The following is a 19155-nucleotide window of genomic DNA, read 5'->3' as shown; positions in this document are numbered from 1 at the left end:
TCGAACCCATGTTCGAGTTTTCACGCATAATCGACGCATGCTCGACACTGGTGACACGCTGCCGCCGGGGCCGCGTCACCTGCACATGGTCCGGCCCCATCAGCCCGTTTGGGTCGACCTCAAGCTGGTTTACCCCGTCAGCGCCTCGAAGACCCGCCTCCCCGACGGCCTGGATCTGACCGGCACCGTCCCCGGCTTGCTGGGGATGTGGCGGGCGACGACGACGGCGCACTGGGTCGGCTGGGTGACCTTCCAACTCGGCCCGGTCGGCCGTGGCGGCACGACGCATTCGCAGTGGGTGCTCGCCGAGGCGTTGCGGCCGCGCGAGGAGCGGAACACCTGGTCGGGAAGCTTCCCCTACGAGCGGCGACGCTAGGGTTTGCGGCCGACACCGCCGAGGATCAGTGACTCGTTAGGGCTGGCGAAGGCGATTTCCGGTTCGGTGGGGCTGGCGTCCTCCGGATGCCACTCGGTCGTCCACGCCAGGCCCGGGGAAATGAGTTCGAAGTCGCCGAACAGCGCCTCGATCTCGGCTTGCTTGCGCCAGATCACCGGGCTGCTGTTGCTGTCGTACATCTCCTTGAGCTTGACCAGCTGCTTGTCGTAGTGGCTCGGCACACCCTCGTCGGTGATGTGGGAGATGGCCAGGTACGACCCGCGCGGCGCGAGTTCGCGATACCGCGCGACCGAGGCGGGGCCGACGTCGCCGCTGTCCCCGCTGCGCGCCGACGCGGGCTGCTGGACGTGCAGCACCGCGATCAGCAGGATCGCCACGGGCTTGTCCAGGTCGAGGATGCCGGTGTCCGCCACCTGTTTCCAGAGCCGGTCCGGGGCGCGGAGGTCCCCGTGCACCGCGGCGTGGCGCCGTGGATCGCCGTGCTCTTCCAGCAGGCCTTGCGAATGCGAGACGGCGACCGGTTCGTAGTCGACGTACACCACGCTGGTCTTCCCCGGCGCGAGGTCGTCGGCCACCTGGTGCGCGTGCTGCATGGTGGGCAGCCCGGCACCGATGTCGATGAACTGGGTGACCCCGGCCTTGATGAGGTTACGTACCACCCGGTGCAGGAACACCCGATTGGCCTTGGCGATCGGCCGGAGCATCGGGAACTCGGCGAGGACCTTGTCGCCGAACTTGCGGTCGATCTGCCACGACGCCGTGCCTTCGAGGTAGTAGTCGTAGACCCTCGCGACGCTGGGGCGCCGCATGTCGATGCCCGGCGGCGGATACGCGTCGACATCCTCCTCGGCCACAGCCATCCCCTCCCGCGTCTGGACCATGACATCCCTCACTGAACGTAGTTGCTGGGTGGCAGGCAGCGATAGACGGCACTTGGAGGACATCTCATCCACCATCAGGGTCACCCGGGTCGGCGAGCTTGTACCGTCTGCGAAGGTCCTTGAGGGTGTCCTCGGGACTCGACGAGATCGACAGCATCGCGTCCCACGCCTCGTGATAGGTCGTCAGCTCGCGCGCGTTCGCCCAGCTCACGTTGGTGAGGTACTCGCTGTAGGCGTCGTCACCGTCCGCGTTCCGCAGGATGATGAAATCCGAGTCGACGTAGGCGACGGCGCCGTACGGCACGACGCGGATCGTGATGTTGTCCCTTTCGGCGAGTTCGGCCATGTGCCTGAGCTGCTCCGTGACGACGTGGCGATGGGCGGTCTGGGCGCACAACCGGTCGAGCGCGGACTCGCTGAACAGGAAGACGAAGCTCTTGTCCGCGTCCTCGAACACACGCTGCCGTTTCCGGCGTTGGGACAGTCGCGGGTGGATCTCGGGCCCTCGCCCCTCCCCGTCGAACTGGTCGATCATGTAGGGCTCGCATTGGAGCAGCCCGTGGATGCGTTCCCCCGTCCATGACCAGAGCTCGTCGGCCTGGTACTCCTTGTCCAGCACCTCCCCGAACCACACCGGTGTGCCGATGCGCTTGCCATGGCGGAGCCGTGCCGGAGAACTCGTCTTCTCCCACAGCGCCCACATGGTGGGTACGTCGTCCGCCGCAGGCTCGTACACGGCGATCAGCTTCTGCAGGGACTCGCGCGAGATCGAGGTCGTCCCGGCCTCGATCTTCGCCATTGTGCTCTGCGACTTGCCGATCAGGTTCCGGGCGTCGACCTGTGTCATTCCCGCTCGTTTCCGTGCGGCCCGCAGCAGTTTGCCGAGCCGGACCCGGTCGGTCTCGTCCGTATGGGTCGGTTGTTCCGGCGCCATCAGCCGTCCCGCCCCGCGATGTCCGGGAGGTGGCGGAGACGGCCTAAGTACCGATGGAGTCCTGACGGACGAGGTCGAGGAAGGCCCGCCAGCCCGGCGGGGAAAAGGTCAGAACCGGTGAAAGGGTGAGTTTGCTGTCGCGCACCCCGACCCGTGGACCGGTCGAGTTGACCTCCACACAAGTGCCCCCGTTGGGACCGCTGTAGGTCGAGCGGTGCCAGCCGCTCCCGTCGAATCCGGTCGTGGACGGCGTCGAATCCTGGAACCGCATCGCTCCCCCTCAGAGCCCGCGAGTCGAATATTCGATTCCAGAGTGGGCGTCGAATATTCGATACGCAAGTCGAGGGCGAATCGATCCGGGGCATGTTCACTCCAATGTGGTCGAGCAAGACTACTGAAGGCCGGAACGGGTGTGGCCCGGAGTGGAGCCGGGCCACCACCGCCAGGTCAGGAAAGGTCTTCGTCGCGCTTCGGGTCACCGCCGGCACGAGGACCGCGGGTGACCGCCAGACCGAACGCGCCCGCGAGCACCGTGCCCGCGATTCCCGCGCCCGCCGCCGGGTTGACCACGGCGACGACCGCGATCAGCACGAGCAGACCCGCCTGCAGGGCGACCGGCCGGGAGTCCGCCAGACGCGAGCGTCGATGCCTGCGGCGGCCGGACGGCCGTTCGGGAAACGTCACCTCCGCGACCTCGATACGCCGCAGCGAGGGCCCGGACTCGGCGAACTCGATCACCACCACGCGCGACCCGGTGGGTGTCATCGGAGGCACGGGTGGGTGATCATGGGCATGTTCCGGTGGCACCGCGAAACAGGTGGGGTCTAGGGTGCTCATATTGTCCTCCGGAATGGCTGAGATGGACGATGATGGCGCGGCCCCTTCCTAGCCGGAGGGCCGCGCCGCTTTCGTTACCGCGGAGTCGAATATTCGAATTCGAGTTCCACTACGGCAAGTCTTCCATACCAGTAATTGAGAGCGCGACTCCGGGGTGGGATTCGCCCACTGTTTCCGGGGGGATTCTTTTCGAATATTCGAAGATAGCCACTTTCGAGTGAAATCACTGGTCAGGCGAGAACTTCTGCATCGAATCCTGTACTTGGTGGCAATTCTCGAATATTCGCGGTAAGCATGAATGCGGCCCGGTGTGGGCCATTCCCGTCGAATCGAAAACTCTATTTCTGGAGTGTATTCGACGGAGGCGTCGAGAAAAAGATCAAAAGAGGCGAGGATCATCTCCGTGGATACACGATCCCGCCACTTCGACCCGATCGTGTCACCACCCGGCGTCCCGCCCTGTGGACGAGGTTGCCCCGCTCCCTCCCGGTCCCCACCATGAAGACGTGTCCGTCATCCTGAAGTCCTCGCCGACCCGCTCGGCGAGCGAAGGTGTCGCCGCACTGCTCCTGCGCCGTGGACGTCTGGGCTCGCCGCCCGCGTAGCTCCCACCCCGCCACTTCGTCCGCAGATGAAATCCAGGGAGCATCATGTCCATCGAACTGCCCGACCGTGTCCGCCTCCGCCCCGCGACCGTCCCCGACGGCGGGATCCTCGAAGGACCGCGCGTGCTGCGGCGCCTGCCGGAGGGCGTCCAAGAACGTCCGTACGAGCTTTTCGCGCTGTGCCCGCTGGGCCGGGTGATCGGAGCCGAGATCGACGGCGTCGACCTCGCTCGGCCGCTGACTCCCGCCCTCCACGCGGAGCTGAACCGCGCGTTGCTGGAGTGGAAGGTGCTGTTCTTCCGCGACCAGGACATCACTTCGGCGCACCAGCGCGCGTTCGCCGCCAACTGGGGCGAGCTGGAGACGAACCCCTTCATCCCCCAGGGCGAGACCGAGGACACCACCCGCTTCACCAGGTCGGCGACCATGCCCGGATTCGAGAACATCTGGCACGTGGACGTCACGTTCCGCCCCGCGCCGGCGCTCGGCTCGGTCCTGCGGCTGATCGAGGTCCCGCCGATCGGCGGCGACACGATGTGGGCCGACATGGCCGCCGCCTACGACAACCTGCCGGAAGACGTCCGCGCGCGGATCGACGGACTGACCGCGGTGCACGACTTCATCCCCGGCTTCGCCCGCTTCTCCGACCCGGAACTGCTACTGCGTCACCAGGACGCGTTCCCGCCGGTCGAGCATCCGGTCGTCCGTACGCATCCGGAAACCGGTCGGCGCACCCTCTTCGTGAACCAGGCCTTCACGACCCACATCGCCGGCATCGACCGCGACGAGAGCGACAGGCTCCTGCGGTACCTGTTCAGCCGGGCGCACGTCCCGGAGTTCCAGGTGCGCTTCGCCTGGCGGCCCGGTTCGGTGGCCTTCTGGGACAACCGCGCCACCCAGCACTACGCGGTCAACGACTACCACCCGTACGCGCGAGTGGCCGAGCGTGTCGCCATCGTCGGCGACCGGCCGTTCTGAGGCGTCCCCATGACGGGTGATCGTCGAGGCGGGTCCGCCGGTACCTGTGTGACGATTAGGGCATGGGCATCAACTTCGACGAATTGAAGAACAAGGCCACCGAGGCTCTCCGCGAGCACAACGACAAGATCGAAGGCGGCCTGGACAAGGCGGCGGACTTCGCGAAGTCGAAGTTCTCCGGCCACGACTCCCAGATCGACTCCGGGGTCGGCAAGGCGAAGGACTTCATCAACAAGTTCGACGACACCCCCGACACCCCGCAGAACCAGCAGCAGCCGCCCCAGGGTCAGTAACCCCTCGCATTTCGTCCTCTGGATGCGGTCCTTGCGCGTGCAACTACCGCATTCAGAGGACGAAACGCGCTAGGAGACCTCGCCGATCGCGGTGTCGCCTTCGATCGCCGTGATCCGGCCGCCGCGCTCGCCGAGCGCGATCAACCCGTCCCGCGCGTCCGGGGCCGTCAGGCTGACCCGCACCCCGGCCCGCTCCGCGTCCTTGCTGGTGGCAAACGCTTGCGCGCCCTCGTGACCGGCGTTGACCGTCACCGCCAGGCCACCCGTGGACGCCAGCGAACCCCGCGCGGCACCCAGCCTTCCGAGCGCCTCGTCGACGATCGGCAGCAGCGCGTCCCGGTTGCCCTCGGTCATCGCCCGCACCAGCGCCGGGCTCGACCCCGCCACCCGCGTGCCGTCCGTGTAGGACCCGGCGGCCAGCGACATCGCCAGCGGCCCGCCCTGCGCGCCGATCGTGGCCAGGATGGCCGCGAAGATGTGCGGCAGATGCGAGATCCGCGCGACCGTCTCGTCGTGCGAGTCCGCGGGCAGCGGGACGACGTGCGCACCGACGTCCAACACCAGTCGCGCGACCTCGGCCCACGCCGTCAGATCGGTGTCGTACTCGACGCCGAGCACCCACGCGGCGCCGCCGAACAGCGCCGGGTTGCTCGCCTTCCAGCCCGACTCCGCCGTCCCGGCCATCGGATGCCCGCCGACGAACTTCGCGTACGGCGCGCGCCGCCGGACAGAGTCGAGCACCGGGCCCTTCACGCTGGTGACGTCAGTGAGCACGCAATGCCCGGCGACCCGCGAAACGGTACGAAGGACCTCCTCGACCGCGGGCAGCGGCACCGCGAGGACGATCATCGCGTCCCGCTCCGCCGCCTTGCTCAGCGCCGCTTCGACCTGCGTCGTCACGTCGAAACCCGCTCTGCTGGCCGCGTCCGCGTCGACTTCGGAGGTCGTCGCCCCGAACGCGGTACGGCCGATCGAATGCGCCGCGCGCAGCAGCGAACCGCCGATCAACCCGAGCCCGATCACGCATACGTCCCGCACAAGGGTTCATCCTGCCATCTCGGGCGCCACTCGTCAGAGAACGGCGGCGAGGCGCGTTCCCTGATCGATGGCCCGTTTGGCGTCCAGTTCGGCCGCGACGTCGGCGCCGCCGATCAGGTGCACCGCCACCCCGGCCGCCCGCAGGCCGTCGGCGAGGTCGCGCACCGGCTCCTGGCCCGCGCAGACGACGACGGTGTCCACATCGAGCAGTCTCGGCTTGTCACCGACGGTGATGTGCAGGCCGTCGTCGTCGATCCGGTCGTAGGTGACCCCGGTGAGCTGCTCGACGCGTTTCGCCTTCAGCGCGGCCCGGTGCACCCAGCCGCTGGTCTTGCCCAGCCCCGCGCCGATGCCGGACTTCTTGCGTTGCAGCAGGAAGACCTGTCGCGGTGACGGCTCGACCTTCCGCTCGGTCAGCCCGCCCGCCGCCCGCTCGGGATCGGTGACGCCCCATTCGGCCATCCACGCGTCCAGGTCGAGCGCGGGGGAGGTGGTGTGCGTCAGGAACTCGCTGACGTCCACGCCGATCCCGCCCGCGCCGATCACGGCGACCTTGCCGCCCACCGGTTTCCCGTGCCGCACGACGTCCACATAGGACAGAACCTTGGGGTGGTCGATCCCCGGGAGCGACGGCACCCGCGGTGCCACGCCGGTGGCCAGCACGACCTCGCCGAACCCGGCCTCGGCGAGGCTTTCGACGGTCGCGCGGGCGCCGAGGTGGACCTTGACGCCGGTGACCTCCAGCCGTCGCTGGTAGTACCGGATGGTCTCCGCGAACTCCTCCTTGCCCGGGATCTTCCGCGCGATCCCGAACTGCCCGCCGATCTCGTCGTCGGCCTCGAATAGTTCGACGGTGTGCCCGCGCTCGGCGAGGCCGGTCGCGGCCGCGAGCCCGGCGGGTCCCGCGCCGACGACGGCGACGCGCTTGGTCTTCCGGGTGGGCGACAAGGTCAGCGTCGTCTCGTGACCCGCGCGCGGATTCACCATGCAGGACACCAGTTTCCGCTTGAACGCGTGGTCGAGGCAGGCCTGGTTGCAGGCGATGCAGGTGTTGATCTCGTCCTCGCGCCCGGTCTCGGCCTTGCGGATCCACTCCGGGTCGGCGAGGAACGGCCGCGCCATCGACACCAGATCCGCGTCGCCGCCGGCGAGCGCCTGCTCGGCGACCTCGGGCATGTTGATCCGGTTCGAAGTGACCACCGGGATCCCGACGTGCGGTTTGAGTTTCCCGGTCACCCAGGTGAAGGCCGCGCGCGGCACCGACGTCACGATCGTCGGCACCCGCGCCTCGTGCCAGCCGATGCCGGTGTTGATGATCGTCGCGCCCGCCTCTTCGACCTCCTTGGCCAGCGTGACGACGTCCTCCCAGCTCTGGCCGCCCTCGACGAGGTCCAACATGGACAGCCGGTAGATGATGATGAAGTCCTCGCCGACCGCTTCCCTTGTGCGGCGCACGATCTCGACGGCGATCCGGCGCCGGTTCTCCGCGCTGCCGCCCCATTTATCGGTGCGCTTGTTGGTCCGCTCAGCGAGGAACTGGTTGATGAAGTAGCCCTCGGAGCCCATGATCTCGACGCCGTCGTAGCCCGCTTCCTTGGCCAGGAAGGCGCAATCGGCGAACGCGCGGATCTGCCGCAGCACGCCGTACCCGGAAAGCGCACGCGGTTTGAAGGGGTTGATCGGCGCCTTGATCCCCGACGCCGAAACGCTCAGCGGATGGTAGGAATACCGGCCCGCGTGCAGGATCTGCAGCGCGATCTTGCCACCGGCCTCGTGCACCGGAGCGGTGAGCCGCTTGTGCGCCTCGGCTTCCGCGCGCGTCGAGAGCTTCGACGCCAGCGGAAGGAGCCAGCCGGTCCGGTTGGGCGCGAACCCGCCGGTGACGATCAGCCCGACGCCACCGCGGGCGCGTTCGGCGTAGTACTCGGCCAGTTGCGGGAAATGCGCTTCCTTGTCTTCGAGGCCGGTGTGCATCGAGCCCATGATCACCCGGTTGCGCAGGGTGGTGAAGCCGAGGTCGAGCGGGGACAGCAGGTTCGGGTACTGGCTCATCGCAGGGTCCTTACGCATCGTGGTGGAATGCCTGGAGGACTTCCTCTAGCCACTCGACGTGGCCCTGTTCGGTTCGGATTCCTCCGCGCAGCACGAGGAACTGATGCAGCGACTGTCCACTGAGGACGCTCGGGTCGGGGAAGTCGCGCTTCTCGATCAGCAGGTAGGCGTCGAGGCGGGCCGCGTGCGCGTCGCGATGCCGGGTGATCTCGGCGGCGACGACACCGGGTTCGCCGAGCGTCGCGCCGCGGATCTTCACGGCGAGTTCCCGGGCCGTGGCCGCGGGATCGGGTTCGGCGAGCCAGCGGGCGAGTTCCGCCCGGCCCGCGTCGCCGACGGTGTAGACCTTCTTGTCGGGTTTCCCGGACTGCGCGACGTGGTCGACGGCGACCCAGCCCGCGTCCTCCATCCGCTTGAGGACGCGGTAGATCTGCTGGTGGGTGGCGTTCCACCACAGCCCGATGGACTTCTCGAAGCGGCGCGTCAGCTCGTAGCCCGAGCCGGACCGCTCGGACAGGGAGACCAGGATCGCGTGCTCCAGTGCCATGCACCCAGTTTCATATGCACCTAGTTGCACTACAAGTGCACTGAGAGCCAGGTCACGGCACCGAAAGGTCTCCCAAAGGGCGCTCAGCGCCCGACGGAGACTTCACCCGCGCGCCTTTTTTGGGCCGAAGGCCCCCGAAAACCTTTGTAGGGCGCCTTTCAGATCACGCTCGCGGTTTGTGTTCCAGCGCCCTGCGGAAGGTTTTCGGCAGCGCGCGGCAATGTCACGGCTTGCGGGCGATGCCCCCGATGACGCGCGACTCCGAGGGGGCGGCGGCGAAGACCGTCTTCTCGTCCGGGTGCCACGCCGGCGCGTAGACCAGGCCCGGCTCCAGCAGCGGCCAGCCGCCGAAGAACCGCCGGAACTCGTCCATCGTGCGCAGGAAACCGGGGTTCGTCGTGGTCTCGTAGTACTCCAGGATGTCGAGCAGCGCCTGTCGCTCCTCGTCGTTGGCCGGGTTCTCGTTGGTCATCTGCGAGAGCACCAGCAGCGACCCCGGCGCGAGCCGTTCGCGGTAGAAGTCCAGCAGCGCGTCCGGGTCCTGCTCGTCCTTGATGAAGTGCATGACCGCGTTCACGACCAGCGCGATGGGCTCTTCGACGTCGATGATGCCGGAGTCCATCACCCGCTCCCAGAGCCCCTCGGGGTCGAACAGGTCCGCGGCGACCGCGTGGTGCCTGTCCGGGTCGGCGGTGTCGGCGAGCAGCAGCGTCGAATGCGCGAGCGCGATCGGCTCGTTGTCGATGTAGAGGACGTGCGTGTCTTCCTGCGGCCGCGCCTCGTCGGCGACCTCGTGCACGTTGCCCGCCGTCGGCAGGCCGGAGCCGATGTCGACGAACTGCCGGATGCCCAGCTCCGCGCAATGCCGCACGGCGCGGCCGAGGAACTGCCTGCTGGTCTTGCAGTAGTCGCCCATGAGCGGCAGGCGCTTCCGTACCTTCTCGGCGAAGAGGCGGTCGATGGCGTAGTTGGTCTCGCCGCCGATGAAGTAGTCGTAGACCCGGGCCGCGGACGGCCGGTCCAAGCTGTTCTCGACGGCCTTGAGCGCCGCGTCGTGATCGATCATCGTCATCCCTTTGTCCGCGCCGGAAATCCCATGCTAACCGGCCGGTACGTAGGTCTGGCGGTAGGCGTTCACGGATTCGGTCAAGCGATCGAGCTCCGCGCGGGTGCGGGCGAGCCCGGCCGCGTCGAGGCCCATCGCGTCGCCGATGATCTTCGGGATCCCGCTCGCGCGATCCCTGAGCCGGGCGCCGTCCTCGGTCAGGCTGACGCGCACGGACCGCTCGTCGTCGGCCTGCCGGTCGCGCCGGATCAGTCCGGCCTTCTCCAGGCGCTTGAGCAGGGGCGACAGCGTGCCGGAGTCGAGGTTCAGCACGGTGCCGAGTTCCTTGACCAGCCGCTCGTCCTCCTCCCAGAGCGCGAGCATCACCAGGTACTGCGGATAGGTCAGGCCCAGGTCGTCGAGTACGACGCGGTAAAGCGCGGTCACGGCCCGCGATGCCGCGTAGAGCCCGAAGCACAGTTGATCGTCCAGGCACAGCGACGCGGTGTTGTCTGTCGGCATCGGTCCTCCTCGTCCCATGGTGCGTCGATCATGCCCCAGTCCGCGACCTGAGTGGGCTAAATCTCCTTGAGGGCATTTTAGTTGTGCACAACTGAGTTGCGAGCTACCTTCAGTTCATCGACTTCGGATCCCAGGAGGCAGAAATGACCGCCAACCCGCACAACCTGGCCCTCGAACCGGCCGCGCAGGCCTTCGTCGAGGCCACAGCCACCCCGCCATTCCTCTTCCAGCTGCCGCCGGACGAGGGCCGCAAGGCCGTCGACGAGGTCCAGGGCGGCGACGTCGAACTGCCCGCCGCGGACGTCCAGACCACGCACGTCGACGGCGTCGAGGTCCGCATCGTCCGGCCGCAGGGCGTCACCGGTCCGCTGCCGGTGATCGTCTACATCCACGGCGCCGGCTGGGTCTTCGGGAACTTCCACACCCACGAGCGCCTGGTCCGCGAGCTCGCCGTCGGCGCGGGCGCGGCCGTCGTCTTCCCCGAATACGACCGCTCCCCGGAAGCTCGCTACCCGGTCGCCATCGAGCAGAACTACGCGGTGGCGAAGTGGGTCGCCGAGCACGGCGCCGAGAACGGGCTCGACAGCACGCGGATCGCCATCGCCGGTGACTCCGTCGGCGGAAACATGACCGCGGCGCTCACCCTGCTCGCGAAGCGGCGCGGCGACGTCACCTTCCGTCAGCAGGTGCTCTTCTACCCGGTCACCGACGCGAACTTCGACACCGAGTCCTACCAGCGGTTCGCCGAGGGCTACTTCCTCGCCCTCGAAGGCATGAAGTGGTTCTGGGACCAGTACACGACCGACCCGGCGCAGCGCGCGGAAATCACCGCGTCGCCGCTGCGGGCGAGCCTCGACGAGCTGGCAGGCCTGCCGCCCGCGCTGGTGATCACCGCGGAAGCCGACGTCCTGCGCGACGAGGGCGAGGCGTACGCCGCCAAGCTGCGTCAGGCCGGAGTGCCGGTGACGGCCGTGCGATACCAGGGCGTCGTCCACGACTTCGTCATGCTCAACACCCTGCGCGAAACGCACGCCGCGGACGCGGCGATAAAGCAGGCGATCGGCGTGCTGCGCACCGCCCTCGAGGGCTGAGTATCCCGGAACACGGTTTGTCCAGGGTGACCCGTGTCACCCTGGACAACACTTCCCGGTGGTCGCACGTCTCTTGGTCCAGATGTGGGAAGTGCGGTGCGGGGGCGTGCCGCGGCCGGGGAGGAAAACGATCGCCATGGGACTGGGACTGAGTGCCATCCGGCTCGATTCCACGCTGAACCTCATCGTCGTCGTGGTGCTGGCGCTGCTCGCGATCGTCGCCGTGCCGTTCTTCTGGGAGCGCTGGCGCCGCAAGGTGCTCGGCCGCAGCGGCACGATCCTCGTCGCGGTGGTGCTGATCGTGGTCAGCACCGGGATGGGCGGGAACATGATCGGCGGGTTCTTCCCGACGGTCGGCGCCCTGTTCGGCACCGGGGTCTATTCCGGGGAGAATGTCAACGCTGTCGCCGGGGAGAACGGCTCGGACCTCGACAAGCTGCGCGACGCCGGGGCGATGCGGGCCAAGGAGGGCAAGGGCTCCGTCGTGCACATGACGGTGACGGGCAAGCGCACCGGCCTCACCCGCGACGTCACGGTGTACTTCCCGCCCCAGTACTACGACCAGGCGTACCGGTCGCTCAAGTTCCCGGTCATCGAATGGATCCCGAACTACCCGTCCGGCCCCGAAGTGGTCACCGGCCCCTACGAAATGCCCGCCAAACTCGACGCGGCCATCGCGAAGCACGTGCTCCCGCCGACCCTGGTGATCATCCCGGACCCGACCGGGAAACCGAAGATCGGTCACGACACCGAATGCATCGACGAGGTCAACGGGACCGCCAACGACACCTACCTGACCGCCGACATCCGTGACTGGGCGATCGACAAACTCGGCGCCAACCCGCAGCGGAAGGCGTGGACGATGGCGGGCTGGTCCTCGGGCGGGTACTGCGCGATGAACCTGGTGACCCGGCATCCGCAGTGGTACGGCCAGGCGGCGAGCGTCAGCGGCTACTACAAGGCTTCGGTGGACGCGGAGACCGAGAACCTGTTCAAGGGCAGGCAGGACATCATCGACGCGAACACGGTCTCGCTGAACCTGCAGAAGCACCCGGCGCCGGTCGACATCCTCGCGATCGCCGGCGAGAAGGAAAGCTTCGAAAGCTTCTCGATCGACCAGATCCAGTCGGGCATCCGCGCGCCCGCGACGCTCTCGTCGTGGCGGATCCCGGACGCCGGGCACAACATGAACACCTTCAAGACGCAGATTCCCGACGTGCTGGCGTGGATCGGCGCGCGGACCGTGGCGCCGTGCGCGCCGCAGGACAAGAAGATCGTCTCCAGCGGCGGGGTCACTCCGTGGCCCCTGCCCAACACCGGCGCCAAGGGCGCGCTGGTCGACGTCGTCGAGTAGCTATTGGACGATAAGCCGAATATGGCATGGTCGATCCTGCCGCGCAGGCCCTCTTCGCTGTCTGAGCACATGGTTCCGGACTGGACGGCGACCAGGCGCGCCAGAGTGTCCACATGGGACGGTAGAATGTACGATTTGTGACTATATGGGGTTTTCGGGGAGGGGTCGTGAGTGGTAAGGAGGGTTCTAACCCTCCTTACCACTCACGACCCCTTCGCAAAATCGCGCAAAGTGACCAAAACGGGCGTTTCACTTAACACAAGTGTCCCTTGTGGACGGTCGAGGTCGCGACCGGCTCCGGCGGGCCAGTTCGATCCGTGCCGCGAAGGCCATGCTCGGCAGGAGACTCGATCACGCCATATTTGCCTTGCCTCTCAATAACTTCGCTTGGCGCGGTATGCCTTGGGGTACAAGCGAAGCCGGTCGGGAACCCTGTTCCCGGCCGCCCTCGTGATCGCGCCGAGCCGCTGGAGGCGCCGTTCGTCCGCGTCCGTCCACTTGAGACTCAACCGGTCGCGGAGAGCCGTGGGCAGCAGGCCGATCGCGCACAGGGTCAGCACGTTCCCGCCCGCCGGTCGCACGGGGCGCCACAAAGCTTCCGGCAGGAACCACCACGGTGGCGGCGGGGTGTCCCGCATGGTGATCGAGGCGAGCAGCTCCCGCACGGTGTGGTTGTCTTCGAGCCGGTTCGCGACGACGCCGTCGAAGTACGTCTCGAATCCTTCGTGGTCCGCGGGCATGTGGTGCTCACGGAGACCGAGGAGCAGGCCGAGGCGCCGCCATTCCGCGTAGAAGCGGCTCTTTTCCTCACGTGACAAGGGTTGTACGAAGACGTCCCGCATGCGCAGCGTCGTCCAAAAGGTCGATCCGTGCACCCACCAATAGGCTTCGGGATTCAGCGCGTGATAGCGCTCGCCGTGATGGTCGACGCCTTTGATCGCCTTGTGCATCTCGCGGAGCCGCTCGGCCTCCACGATCGCCTCCCGGCCGCCGAAAACCTGGCACAGCAACGAATCGATGGTCCGGTCGAGGCGGCCCCACGGATCTTCGGGGTAGTTCGAATGGTCGTGGACACCGGCGCCGATCACCGGATGCGCGACCTGCAACAGCAACGCCGTCCCCGCGCCGAGCAGCAGTCTCCGGTCGCCGACCACTTGCCAGGCAACGGAATCCGGGCCGAGCGGGGTCACGGTGGGCAGGCGGGCTTCGGTGCTCATGACGACCTCCCGGAAGAGTGGCGTGAGGCCACTGTCCCACCTTGTTTACAGGTCGTCAATAGCGGCTCAGGCCGGGTCCAGCGCGGGGAGCAGCGCTTTCACCACCTCGGTCACCTGCCGGCCGGCACCGGGATAGGTGGACGACGACGGTTGGGAGGTCAGGACGACGACGATGTAGCGGTCGTCTTTTCCGACCACGCCGGAACTGTGCAGGATCCGGGAGCCGCGGCAGCACGCCCAGCCTTGCTTGATCGACCAGGGCAGTTCGCCGGCGGCGTCCGGGATGCCGAAGTACTGCCGGATCCCGTCGGAGCCGTTCTCCGTCGCGCCGCTCAACGCCCGCATGATCGTCGACCTGGTCCCGGCACTCACCTGGTCCAGCAGGTAGCGGTAGACCTTCGCGATGTCCGCCGCGGTGATCCGGGTGTCGCCCCAGCGTCCGGGATCCTCGGGCGGGCGGGTGCCGGCGAGGCCGATCTTGGTGGCCCACTTCGTGACGATGGCGGGTCCGCCGTGCGTGGTCCACAGCCTGCTGGCGATGTCGTCGTCGCTGACCGAGAGCATCCGCTGCACGGTGCTCGACGGTGTTCCCGCTTGCAGTGCTTCCAGCGCGATGAGGAGCTTCACGAGCGACGCCGAGGTGTAAGAACGTTCTGATTTGACCGAAACCGTGTTCTTCTTGGCGGTGCGGTCGTAGACGACCACGCTGACCTGGCCGCCGGGGACGAGGTCGGCGAGAGCGGACGTGTCGACGGTCGACGGTTTGCCGGGAACGGCCGACTTCGAGGGCGCCGGCGACCCCGGTGCCGCCGAGGGGGACGGCGCCGGGGAATCGACGGGCTCGGCTTCGACGCTCATCGCCGTGGCACCCGACGCCGCGACCGCGACCGACGAGGGCTCGGGTCGCGACGACGGGAACAGCAGCATCGCGAGGATGGCTCCCAGGCACAGCCCCACCAGGAGGAAGACTCCGCTCACCTTGCCCACACGACTTGTTGTCCGAACCACTCTTTCGTGTTCGCGACTGGGCTATTCGTGTGACGCAGGTCTCGTTTGAAGGCGGAATCCGTGACCCCTCGAACGCGCGGCGTTGCTTTCCGGTTTGTCCGGGAGATCCTCGGGGTATGTGACCCCCAGCGTGAATTTAGGTGGCCAACTCTGGAAGGCGGAGCAATGGCACGTGCACAACGCGCTCGTATCCGGACGGCGGGGCTCCAGCCCGCGCAGGTCCTCGCCGGACTCGCGAGCCTGGCGTACCTGGTGTTCGGGATCGTGGGCTTCACCAGGACCGGGTTCGCCGATTTCATCGGCCGCAGCGACGCGACGGTCCTCGGGATCTCGGTGAATCCCCTCTACAACCTCGGGTTCGTCCTGCTGGGCGCGATCGGTCTGCTGCTGACCTTCGGGTCGGGCAGGTCCCGGGTCTTCGGGTTCCTGACGTTCATCGCCTTCGGGGCGTTGTTCGTCTGGGGGCTCATGATCACCGGGACCGTTTCGACGAACCCCGTCTCGCAGGCGGGGAACCCGTTCAACCTCAACGGGCCGGACAACTGGGTGCACCTCGGTCTCGCCGCGCTCGGGCTGGTGATCGCTTTCCTGCCCGCTCGGCACAAGGTCCTGCTGCCGGAGGACGAAGAGGAGACCGTGGTGACGGACCGCGCCGAAAGCGCCACCGTCGTCGAACCCGTCCCGGACACTTCACGACGGCCGAAGCATGAGAAAAGCCCGGCCGTCGCTCGTGAAGAGCGGCCGCCGGGCCTCGCCCACTAGATCGGTCTCAGTACCCGTACTCCGAACCGCCGGACTGGGCGGGAGCGTCGTCCTTCTTCTCGGGGGCGGCGTTCCCGCTCTGAGCCGCCTTGTTCTTCACCGGCGCGGAGCTCTTGCAGCCGGCGGGCTCGATGACGAACCAGGTGCCGCCGACGCCATGGCCGTTCGCTTCACCGGCGTTCGCGTCCTTGGCGTAGCGGTAGACGGGCCAGCCGCCGACGGTGACCTGCATGGCGCCGTCCGCGCGCTTCACCGTGCCGAGCAGCTTCTTCTCGACGCCTTCGAGCTGGACGTCGCCCTCGGCGAGCACGGGCGGCCAGGCCTTCGCGCAGTCACCGTTGCAGGTCGGCTGCTTGTTCTTCTTGTCCTTGGTGAACATGTAGAGGGTGAAGCCGTCCTTGTCCACAATGGCCGGTCCGATGCCGTCGACGTCGCTCGCGACCAGCTTCGTGGCGCCGTCCTTCTGCTCGGCCGGAGCCTCTTTCTTCTCGGCCTGTCCCGCCTTGCCGCCCTTGGTGTTCGCGGCGTACCAGGTGCTGCCGACACCCTGTCCCTTCGACTCGCCGGCCTTGGTGTCCTTGGCGTAGCGGTAGAGCGCCCAGCCACCGACGGTGACCTGCTTGCGGCCGTCGGCGCGGGTCACCTCACCGACCAGGGACTGGTCCACACCTTCGATCCGGACCTCGCCCTCGGCGAGCATCGGCGGCCAGGTCTTCGCGCAGTCACCATCGCAATTGGACTTCGGCGGCTTCGCGCTGTCCTTGTCGAAGCGGTACAAGGTGAACCCGTCCTTGTCGACGAGTATCTGCCCGAGATTCCCGGCTTCGGCCACGGCCACCTTGGTCTCACCCTTGGCCGCGGGGGCGTTCCCGCCCGCTCCGGCCACCGCGGCGGCCGGAGCGACGGCGGGCGCCGCCGTCTCGGTGCCACCGGAGCAGGCCGACAGCGCCACCAGGCCCGCGGCCGCGGACGCCGCTGCGACGACGAAACGCTTGCGAAGCATGGGATTTCTCCTTGTTCGTAGGGGTTCCGCGGCTCGGCGCGGTGAGCTTGTACCCCCTACACGGGCCCGGTTCGGGACCGGTTCAAGAAGTTCCCGGTTTTTCTTCGCGGGCCTGAAGCGCGGCATCCGTGAGCACCCCGGCCGAGCCGGTGTAGTTCGCGGGATCCAGCAGGTCGGCCAGGGATTCCGCAGGCAGGACTCCGGTTATCTCCGGTAGACCGGAAAGGACCTCGCCGAGAGGCTTGCCCTGTTCGAGGGCGAGCTTGGACGCGTGCCCGAGGACCTCCTTGGCCCGCGTCTTGCCGAGCAGCGGGGCGAGCACGGTCGAGAGCCGCTCGGACACGATCTGGCCGTGCGTGAGCCCGAGGTTCTCGCGCATGCGTCCGCCCGCGACGACCAGACCGCGCGCGAGCTCGGCCGCCGTGTGCGCGGCGCCGCCGGTCAGCCGCAGGCATTCGCGCAGCAGTTGCCACTCGGCGTGCCACGCGCCCGCCGACCGCTCGTCCTCGGAGACCAGGGCTTGGGTGACGCCGGTGGCCAGCACCGGGACCTGGAGCGCGGCCGAGCGGATCAGCGTCGCCAGCACCGGATTGCGTTTGTGCGGCATCGCCGAAGAACCGCCACGGCCCTCGCCCGCCGGTTCCGTGACCTCGCCGACCTCGGTGCGGGTCAGGAACTGGACGTCGACAGCGATCTTGCCGAGCGCGGCGGCGGTGAACGACAGCGCCGCCGCGAGGTCGGCCGTCGGGGTGCGGAGCGTGTGCCAAGGGAGTGTGGTCTCGGCGAGGCCGGTCTCTTCGGCGAAGGCCGTCTGCAGGCGCTGCGGATAGCCGTCGGGCAGCCCGGCGAGGCGCGCGTACTCGGCGTACGCGGCCCGAGTACCCGCCGCGCCGCCCAGCGAGACCGGCAGGACGACGCGGTTCAGCCTGTCGAGCGCGTCGAGCGTCAGCTGACGCCACCCCGCCGCCTTGAGCCCGAACGTGGTCGGGACCGCGTGGGCGGTGAGGGTGCGCCCGGCCATGATCGTGTCGCGATGCGCGCGGGCGAGGTCCTCCAGCGCGCTCGCCGTCGCCTCGAGGTCGGCCGCGATGAGCGCCCGTGTCCTCGCGGCGACCAGCATCATCGCGGTGTCGAAGACGTCCTGGCTGGTCGAGCCGCGATGGACGTACTCCGTCCCGGCCGCCTCGGTCAGCTCCTTGATCAACCCCACGACCGGATTCGCCGTCTCCCGCGCGGCCCTCGCCAGCGCGACCACGTCGATCTCGATCCTCGCGGCCGCGTCGGTGATCGCGTCCGCGGCTTCCCGCGGGATCAGCCCCGTGCTGGCCTGCGCCCTGGCGAGCGCCGCCTCCGCGTCGAGCAGGGCTCGCAGCCAGGCGAGATCACCCGTCGCCGCCTCGGCGGGCGTGCCGGCGCGGACCGGGGAGAGGAGGCCGGAATCGGGATCGGCGTTCATCGGCCCAGCATCGCACTCCGGGGTTTCAGTGGCCTGTCCTCCCGTCTATGCGCTCGCGCAGCAGGTCGGCGTGGCCGTCGTGACGCGCGTACTCGGCGATGTGATGGGTCAGCAGCCACCGCAGGGAGAACGGAGACCCGTCGCGACGGCTCGTGCCCGTGTCGTCCAGCGAAGCGGCCGCGACGATCTCCCTCGACCGCTCGCACTCCTCACGCCACAACGCCCACGCGGCCTCGACGTCGCCATCGGTGTCGTCGAAGTCCTGCTCGGGCCGATCGTCGGAGTAGTAGAGCAGCGGGACGTCCTCGCCGAGGAACTGCACGCGGAACCACCAGCGCTCGGTGCCGGTGAGATGCCTGAGCAGCCCGTGCAACGACATGCTCGACGGCTCCGCCGACCGCAGGGCCATCTGCTCCGGCGTCAGTCCCGCGCACTTCAGCTCGAAGGTGCGGCGATGCCAGTCCAGCGTGGACGTCAGGATCTCGCGCTCGCTCGCCACGCGCGGGGGCTCCGGGCGGTCGCCCTTCCACCTGGGTGAGTAGTTCTCGTCGGGGATCGTGTCCATGCCCCCGACCCTGGCAGAGACCCCCGACAATTCCGTGGCGCTCCGGCGGCGGCCCCGCCATCCTGGTGGTCGGCGGCGGTCTACTAGACTCAGCCGCACGGGCCGTTAGCTCAATTGGTAGAGCTGCGGACTTTTAATCCGTAGGTTCTGGGTTCGAGCCCCAGGCGGCCCACTCCAACACCCCGTTTGAACTGCGAAAACGGTGGTTTTGACGATCTTCGCTCAGGTTTGAGAAATCCGTGTGGCCAGCTGTGTGTCCGAGGCCACCAGTTCGCGTGCCAGGTGCGGCCAGGTCCGGATCGGCTGCCACGGACCGAACACGTCCGGCATATCCCGCCAGGCGATCCCGCGCCGACATCGGTAACGACTCCCTCCGGTTAGGCCGGGGCCTGCGCGGTGCACGGCCCGCTTTTGTCGCGACAGAAGGGGAATCCGGTCGCGGCGCTCGCGTTCCGAGGTGCTCACGTCGCCGGGCACGACCCTGCCCACTTCGCTGAATGTGCTCGGACAAGTACGCCGGCGACTGCGCTGCCGTCCTCTGTCTTGTCGCGACTCTCCATCGGCTCACCA

Annotated in this window: 20 protein-coding genes and 1 tRNA gene; 7 read left to right on the top strand and 14 right to left on the bottom strand. The window is 68.0% G+C overall.

The window, feature by feature from the left end; genetic code table 11:
• Window positions 1–37 precede the first annotated feature (37 nt).
• A complete protein-coding gene (locus tag CFP71_RS26835; RefSeq protein WP_093936717.1) occupies window positions 38–376 on the top strand; it encodes a hypothetical protein in 339 nt (112 codons plus the stop codon).
• On the opposite strand, the gene CFP71_RS26830 is transcribed toward CFP71_RS26835, so the two are convergent.
• The 4 genes from CFP71_RS26830 to CFP71_RS26815 all read right to left on the bottom strand — a co-directional run bounded on the left by CFP71_RS26830 (window position 373) and on the right by CFP71_RS26815 (window position 2977).
• Window positions 373–1278 (bottom strand): SAM-dependent methyltransferase, encoded by a 906-nt coding sequence (locus CFP71_RS26830; RefSeq protein WP_244199841.1) that lies wholly within the window; start codon window positions 1276–1278, stop codon window positions 373–375. The genes CFP71_RS26835 and CFP71_RS26830 overlap by 4 nt on opposite strands.
• A 64-nt stretch (window positions 1279–1342) precedes the next feature.
• Entirely contained in the window at window positions 1343–2212 is an 870-nt protein-coding gene (locus CFP71_RS26825; protein WP_093936716.1) for a helix-turn-helix domain-containing protein, read from the bottom strand.
• A gap of 43 nt (window positions 2213–2255) precedes the next feature.
• On the bottom strand, window positions 2256–2483 hold the full coding sequence (locus CFP71_RS26820; protein ID WP_093936715.1) for a DUF397 domain-containing protein: 228 nt from the start codon (window positions 2481–2483) through the stop codon (window positions 2256–2258).
• Between the two features lie 176 nt (window positions 2484–2659).
• Window positions 2660–2977 carry a hypothetical protein gene (locus tag CFP71_RS26815; RefSeq protein ID WP_093936714.1) on the bottom strand — a complete coding sequence of 106 codons (318 nt, stop codon included), beginning with the start codon at window positions 2975–2977 and terminating at the stop codon, window positions 2660–2662.
• Window positions 2978–3699: 722 nt separating this feature from the next.
• On the opposite strand from CFP71_RS26815, the gene CFP71_RS26810 reads away from it, so the two are divergent.
• Together CFP71_RS26810 and CFP71_RS26805 are read left to right on the top strand one after the other, a co-directional pair.
• Window positions 3700–4632 (top strand): TauD/TfdA dioxygenase family protein, encoded by a 933-nt coding sequence (locus CFP71_RS26810; RefSeq protein WP_093936713.1) that lies wholly within the window; start codon window positions 3700–3702, stop codon window positions 4630–4632.
• Window positions 4633–4694: 62 nt separating this feature from the next.
• The gene (locus CFP71_RS26805) at window positions 4695–4925 is read left to right on the top strand and encodes an antitoxin (RefSeq protein WP_093936712.1); all 231 of its coding nucleotides are present in this window, start codon (window positions 4695–4697) and stop codon (window positions 4923–4925) included.
• A gap of 69 nt (window positions 4926–4994) precedes the next feature.
• Here the strand turns inward: CFP71_RS26805 and CFP71_RS26800 are convergent, their stop codons facing one another.
• The 5 genes from CFP71_RS26800 to CFP71_RS26780 form a co-directional block, all read right to left on the bottom strand.
• Window positions 4995–5948 (bottom strand): prephenate dehydrogenase, encoded by a 954-nt coding sequence (locus CFP71_RS26800; RefSeq protein ID WP_093936711.1) that lies wholly within the window; start codon window positions 5946–5948, stop codon window positions 4995–4997.
• A gap of 48 nt (window positions 5949–5996) precedes the next feature.
• The gene (locus tag CFP71_RS26795) at window positions 5997–8015 is read right to left on the bottom strand and encodes an NADPH-dependent 2,4-dienoyl-CoA reductase (RefSeq protein WP_093936710.1); all 2019 of its coding nucleotides are present in this window, start codon (window positions 8013–8015) and stop codon (window positions 5997–5999) included.
• Window positions 8016–8025: 10 nt separating this feature from the next.
• Window positions 8026–8562: a PadR family transcriptional regulator gene (locus CFP71_RS26790; protein ID WP_093936709.1), complete on the bottom strand. Its 537-nt coding sequence runs from the start codon at window positions 8560–8562 to the stop codon at window positions 8026–8028.
• A 223-nt stretch (window positions 8563–8785) separates the two neighbouring features.
• Complete coding sequence (locus CFP71_RS26785; RefSeq protein WP_208636045.1) at window positions 8786–9634, bottom strand: SAM-dependent methyltransferase; 849 nt, start codon at window positions 9632–9634, stop codon at window positions 8786–8788.
• Between the two features lie 27 nt (window positions 9635–9661).
• Window positions 9662–10129: a MarR family winged helix-turn-helix transcriptional regulator gene (locus CFP71_RS26780; RefSeq protein ID WP_093936708.1), complete on the bottom strand. Its 468-nt coding sequence runs from the start codon at window positions 10127–10129 to the stop codon at window positions 9662–9664.
• Window positions 10130–10272: 143 nt separating this feature from the next.
• Between CFP71_RS26780 and CFP71_RS26775 the strand changes: the two genes are divergently transcribed.
• Together CFP71_RS26775 and CFP71_RS26770 are read left to right on the top strand one after the other, a co-directional pair.
• Window positions 10273–11220, top strand: a complete 948-nt coding sequence (locus CFP71_RS26775; RefSeq protein WP_093936707.1) for an alpha/beta hydrolase — start codon at window positions 10273–10275, stop codon at window positions 11218–11220.
• 136 nt (window positions 11221–11356) lie between these two features.
• On the top strand, window positions 11357–12574 hold the full coding sequence (locus CFP71_RS26770) for an alpha/beta hydrolase (protein ID WP_093936706.1): 1218 nt from the start codon (window positions 11357–11359) through the stop codon (window positions 12572–12574).
• Between the two features lie 374 nt (window positions 12575–12948).
• Here CFP71_RS26770 and CFP71_RS26765 read toward each other — a convergent pair whose 3' ends face one another.
• Window positions 12949–13791 carry an oxygenase MpaB family protein gene (locus CFP71_RS26765; protein ID WP_093936705.1) on the bottom strand — a complete coding sequence of 281 codons (843 nt, stop codon included), beginning with the start codon at window positions 13789–13791 and terminating at the stop codon, window positions 12949–12951.
• Between the two features lie 66 nt (window positions 13792–13857).
• Entirely contained in the window at window positions 13858–14778 is a 921-nt protein-coding gene (locus CFP71_RS26760) for a serine hydrolase (RefSeq protein WP_093936704.1), read from the bottom strand.
• Between the two features lie 186 nt (window positions 14779–14964).
• Here CFP71_RS26760 and CFP71_RS26755 point away from each other — a divergent pair, with 186 nt between their 5' ends.
• Complete coding sequence (locus CFP71_RS26755; RefSeq protein ID WP_093936703.1) at window positions 14965–15561, top strand: DUF4383 domain-containing protein; 597 nt, start codon at window positions 14965–14967, stop codon at window positions 15559–15561.
• 7 nt (window positions 15562–15568) lie between these two features.
• On the opposite strand, the gene CFP71_RS26750 is transcribed toward CFP71_RS26755, so the two are convergent.
• The 3 genes from CFP71_RS26750 to CFP71_RS26740 all read right to left on the bottom strand — a co-directional run bounded on the left by CFP71_RS26750 (window position 15569) and on the right by CFP71_RS26740 (window position 18585).
• Window positions 15569–16564: an SCO0930 family lipoprotein gene (locus CFP71_RS26750; protein WP_093936702.1), complete on the bottom strand. Its 996-nt coding sequence runs from the start codon at window positions 16562–16564 to the stop codon at window positions 15569–15571.
• Between the two features lie 82 nt (window positions 16565–16646).
• Window positions 16647–18020: a nitrosuccinate lyase gene (locus CFP71_RS26745; protein ID WP_093936701.1), complete on the bottom strand. Its 1374-nt coding sequence runs from the start codon at window positions 18018–18020 to the stop codon at window positions 16647–16649.
• 25 nt (window positions 18021–18045) lie between these two features.
• Complete coding sequence (locus CFP71_RS26740; RefSeq protein ID WP_093936700.1) at window positions 18046–18585, bottom strand: DinB family protein; 540 nt, start codon at window positions 18583–18585, stop codon at window positions 18046–18048.
• Between the two features lie 99 nt (window positions 18586–18684).
• On the opposite strand from CFP71_RS26740, the gene CFP71_RS26735 reads away from it, so the two are divergent.
• Window positions 18685–18757, top strand: a tRNA-Lys gene (locus CFP71_RS26735).
• Window positions 18758–19155: the final 398 nt, after the last annotated feature.

This window comes from Amycolatopsis thailandensis (assembly GCF_002234405.1).
GTDB lineage: Bacteria > Actinomycetota > Actinomycetes > Mycobacteriales > Pseudonocardiaceae > Amycolatopsis > Amycolatopsis thailandensis.
The sequence above is the reverse complement of the archived record's forward strand: the minus strand, read 5'-3'. Positions and strand labels throughout refer to the sequence as shown.

What these genes read in the sequence shown, in the direction of transcription:
- CFP71_RS26835 (WP_093936717.1), top strand. Translation starts at nt 38, where the DNA reads ATGCTCGACACTGGTGACACGCTGCCGCCGGGGCCGCGTCACCTGCAC.
- CFP71_RS26830 (WP_244199841.1), bottom strand. Translation starts at nt 1,278, where the DNA reads ATGGTCCAGACGCGGGAGGGGATGGCTGTGGCCGAGGAGGATGTCGAC.
- CFP71_RS26825 (WP_093936716.1), bottom strand. Translation starts at nt 2,212, where the DNA reads ATGGCGCCGGAACAACCGACCCATACGGACGAGACCGACCGGGTCCGG.
- CFP71_RS26820 (WP_093936715.1), bottom strand. Translation starts at nt 2,483, where the DNA reads ATGCGGTTCCAGGATTCGACGCCGTCCACGACCGGATTCGACGGGAGC.
- CFP71_RS26815 (WP_093936714.1), bottom strand. Translation starts at nt 2,977, where the DNA reads ATGACACCCACCGGGTCGCGCGTGGTGGTGATCGAGTTCGCCGAGTCC.
- CFP71_RS26810 (WP_093936713.1), top strand. Translation starts at nt 3,700, where the DNA reads ATGTCCATCGAACTGCCCGACCGTGTCCGCCTCCGCCCCGCGACCGTC.
- CFP71_RS26805 (WP_093936712.1), top strand. Translation starts at nt 4,695, where the DNA reads ATGGGCATCAACTTCGACGAATTGAAGAACAAGGCCACCGAGGCTCTC.
- CFP71_RS26795 (WP_093936710.1), bottom strand. Translation starts at nt 8,015, where the DNA reads ATGAGCCAGTACCCGAACCTGCTGTCCCCGCTCGACCTCGGCTTCACC.
- CFP71_RS26790 (WP_093936709.1), bottom strand. Translation starts at nt 8,562, where the DNA reads ATGGCACTGGAGCACGCGATCCTGGTCTCCCTGTCCGAGCGGTCCGGC.
- CFP71_RS26785 (WP_208636045.1), bottom strand. Translation starts at nt 9,634, where the DNA reads ATGACGATGATCGATCACGACGCGGCGCTCAAGGCCGTCGAGAACAGC.
- CFP71_RS26780 (WP_093936708.1), bottom strand. Translation starts at nt 10,129, where the DNA reads ATGCCGACAGACAACACCGCGTCGCTGTGCCTGGACGATCAACTGTGC.
- CFP71_RS26775 (WP_093936707.1), top strand. Translation starts at nt 10,273, where the DNA reads ATGACCGCCAACCCGCACAACCTGGCCCTCGAACCGGCCGCGCAGGCC.
- CFP71_RS26770 (WP_093936706.1), top strand. Translation starts at nt 11,357, where the DNA reads ATGGGACTGGGACTGAGTGCCATCCGGCTCGATTCCACGCTGAACCTC.
- CFP71_RS26765 (WP_093936705.1), bottom strand. Translation starts at nt 13,791, where the DNA reads ATGAGCACCGAAGCCCGCCTGCCCACCGTGACCCCGCTCGGCCCGGAT.
- CFP71_RS26755 (WP_093936703.1), top strand. Translation starts at nt 14,965, where the DNA reads ATGGCACGTGCACAACGCGCTCGTATCCGGACGGCGGGGCTCCAGCCC.
- CFP71_RS26750 (WP_093936702.1), bottom strand. Translation starts at nt 16,564, where the DNA reads ATGCTTCGCAAGCGTTTCGTCGTCGCAGCGGCGTCCGCGGCCGCGGGC.
- CFP71_RS26745 (WP_093936701.1), bottom strand. Translation starts at nt 18,020, where the DNA reads ATGAACGCCGATCCCGATTCCGGCCTCCTCTCCCCGGTCCGCGCCGGC.
- CFP71_RS26740 (WP_093936700.1), bottom strand. Translation starts at nt 18,585, where the DNA reads ATGGACACGATCCCCGACGAGAACTACTCACCCAGGTGGAAGGGCGAC.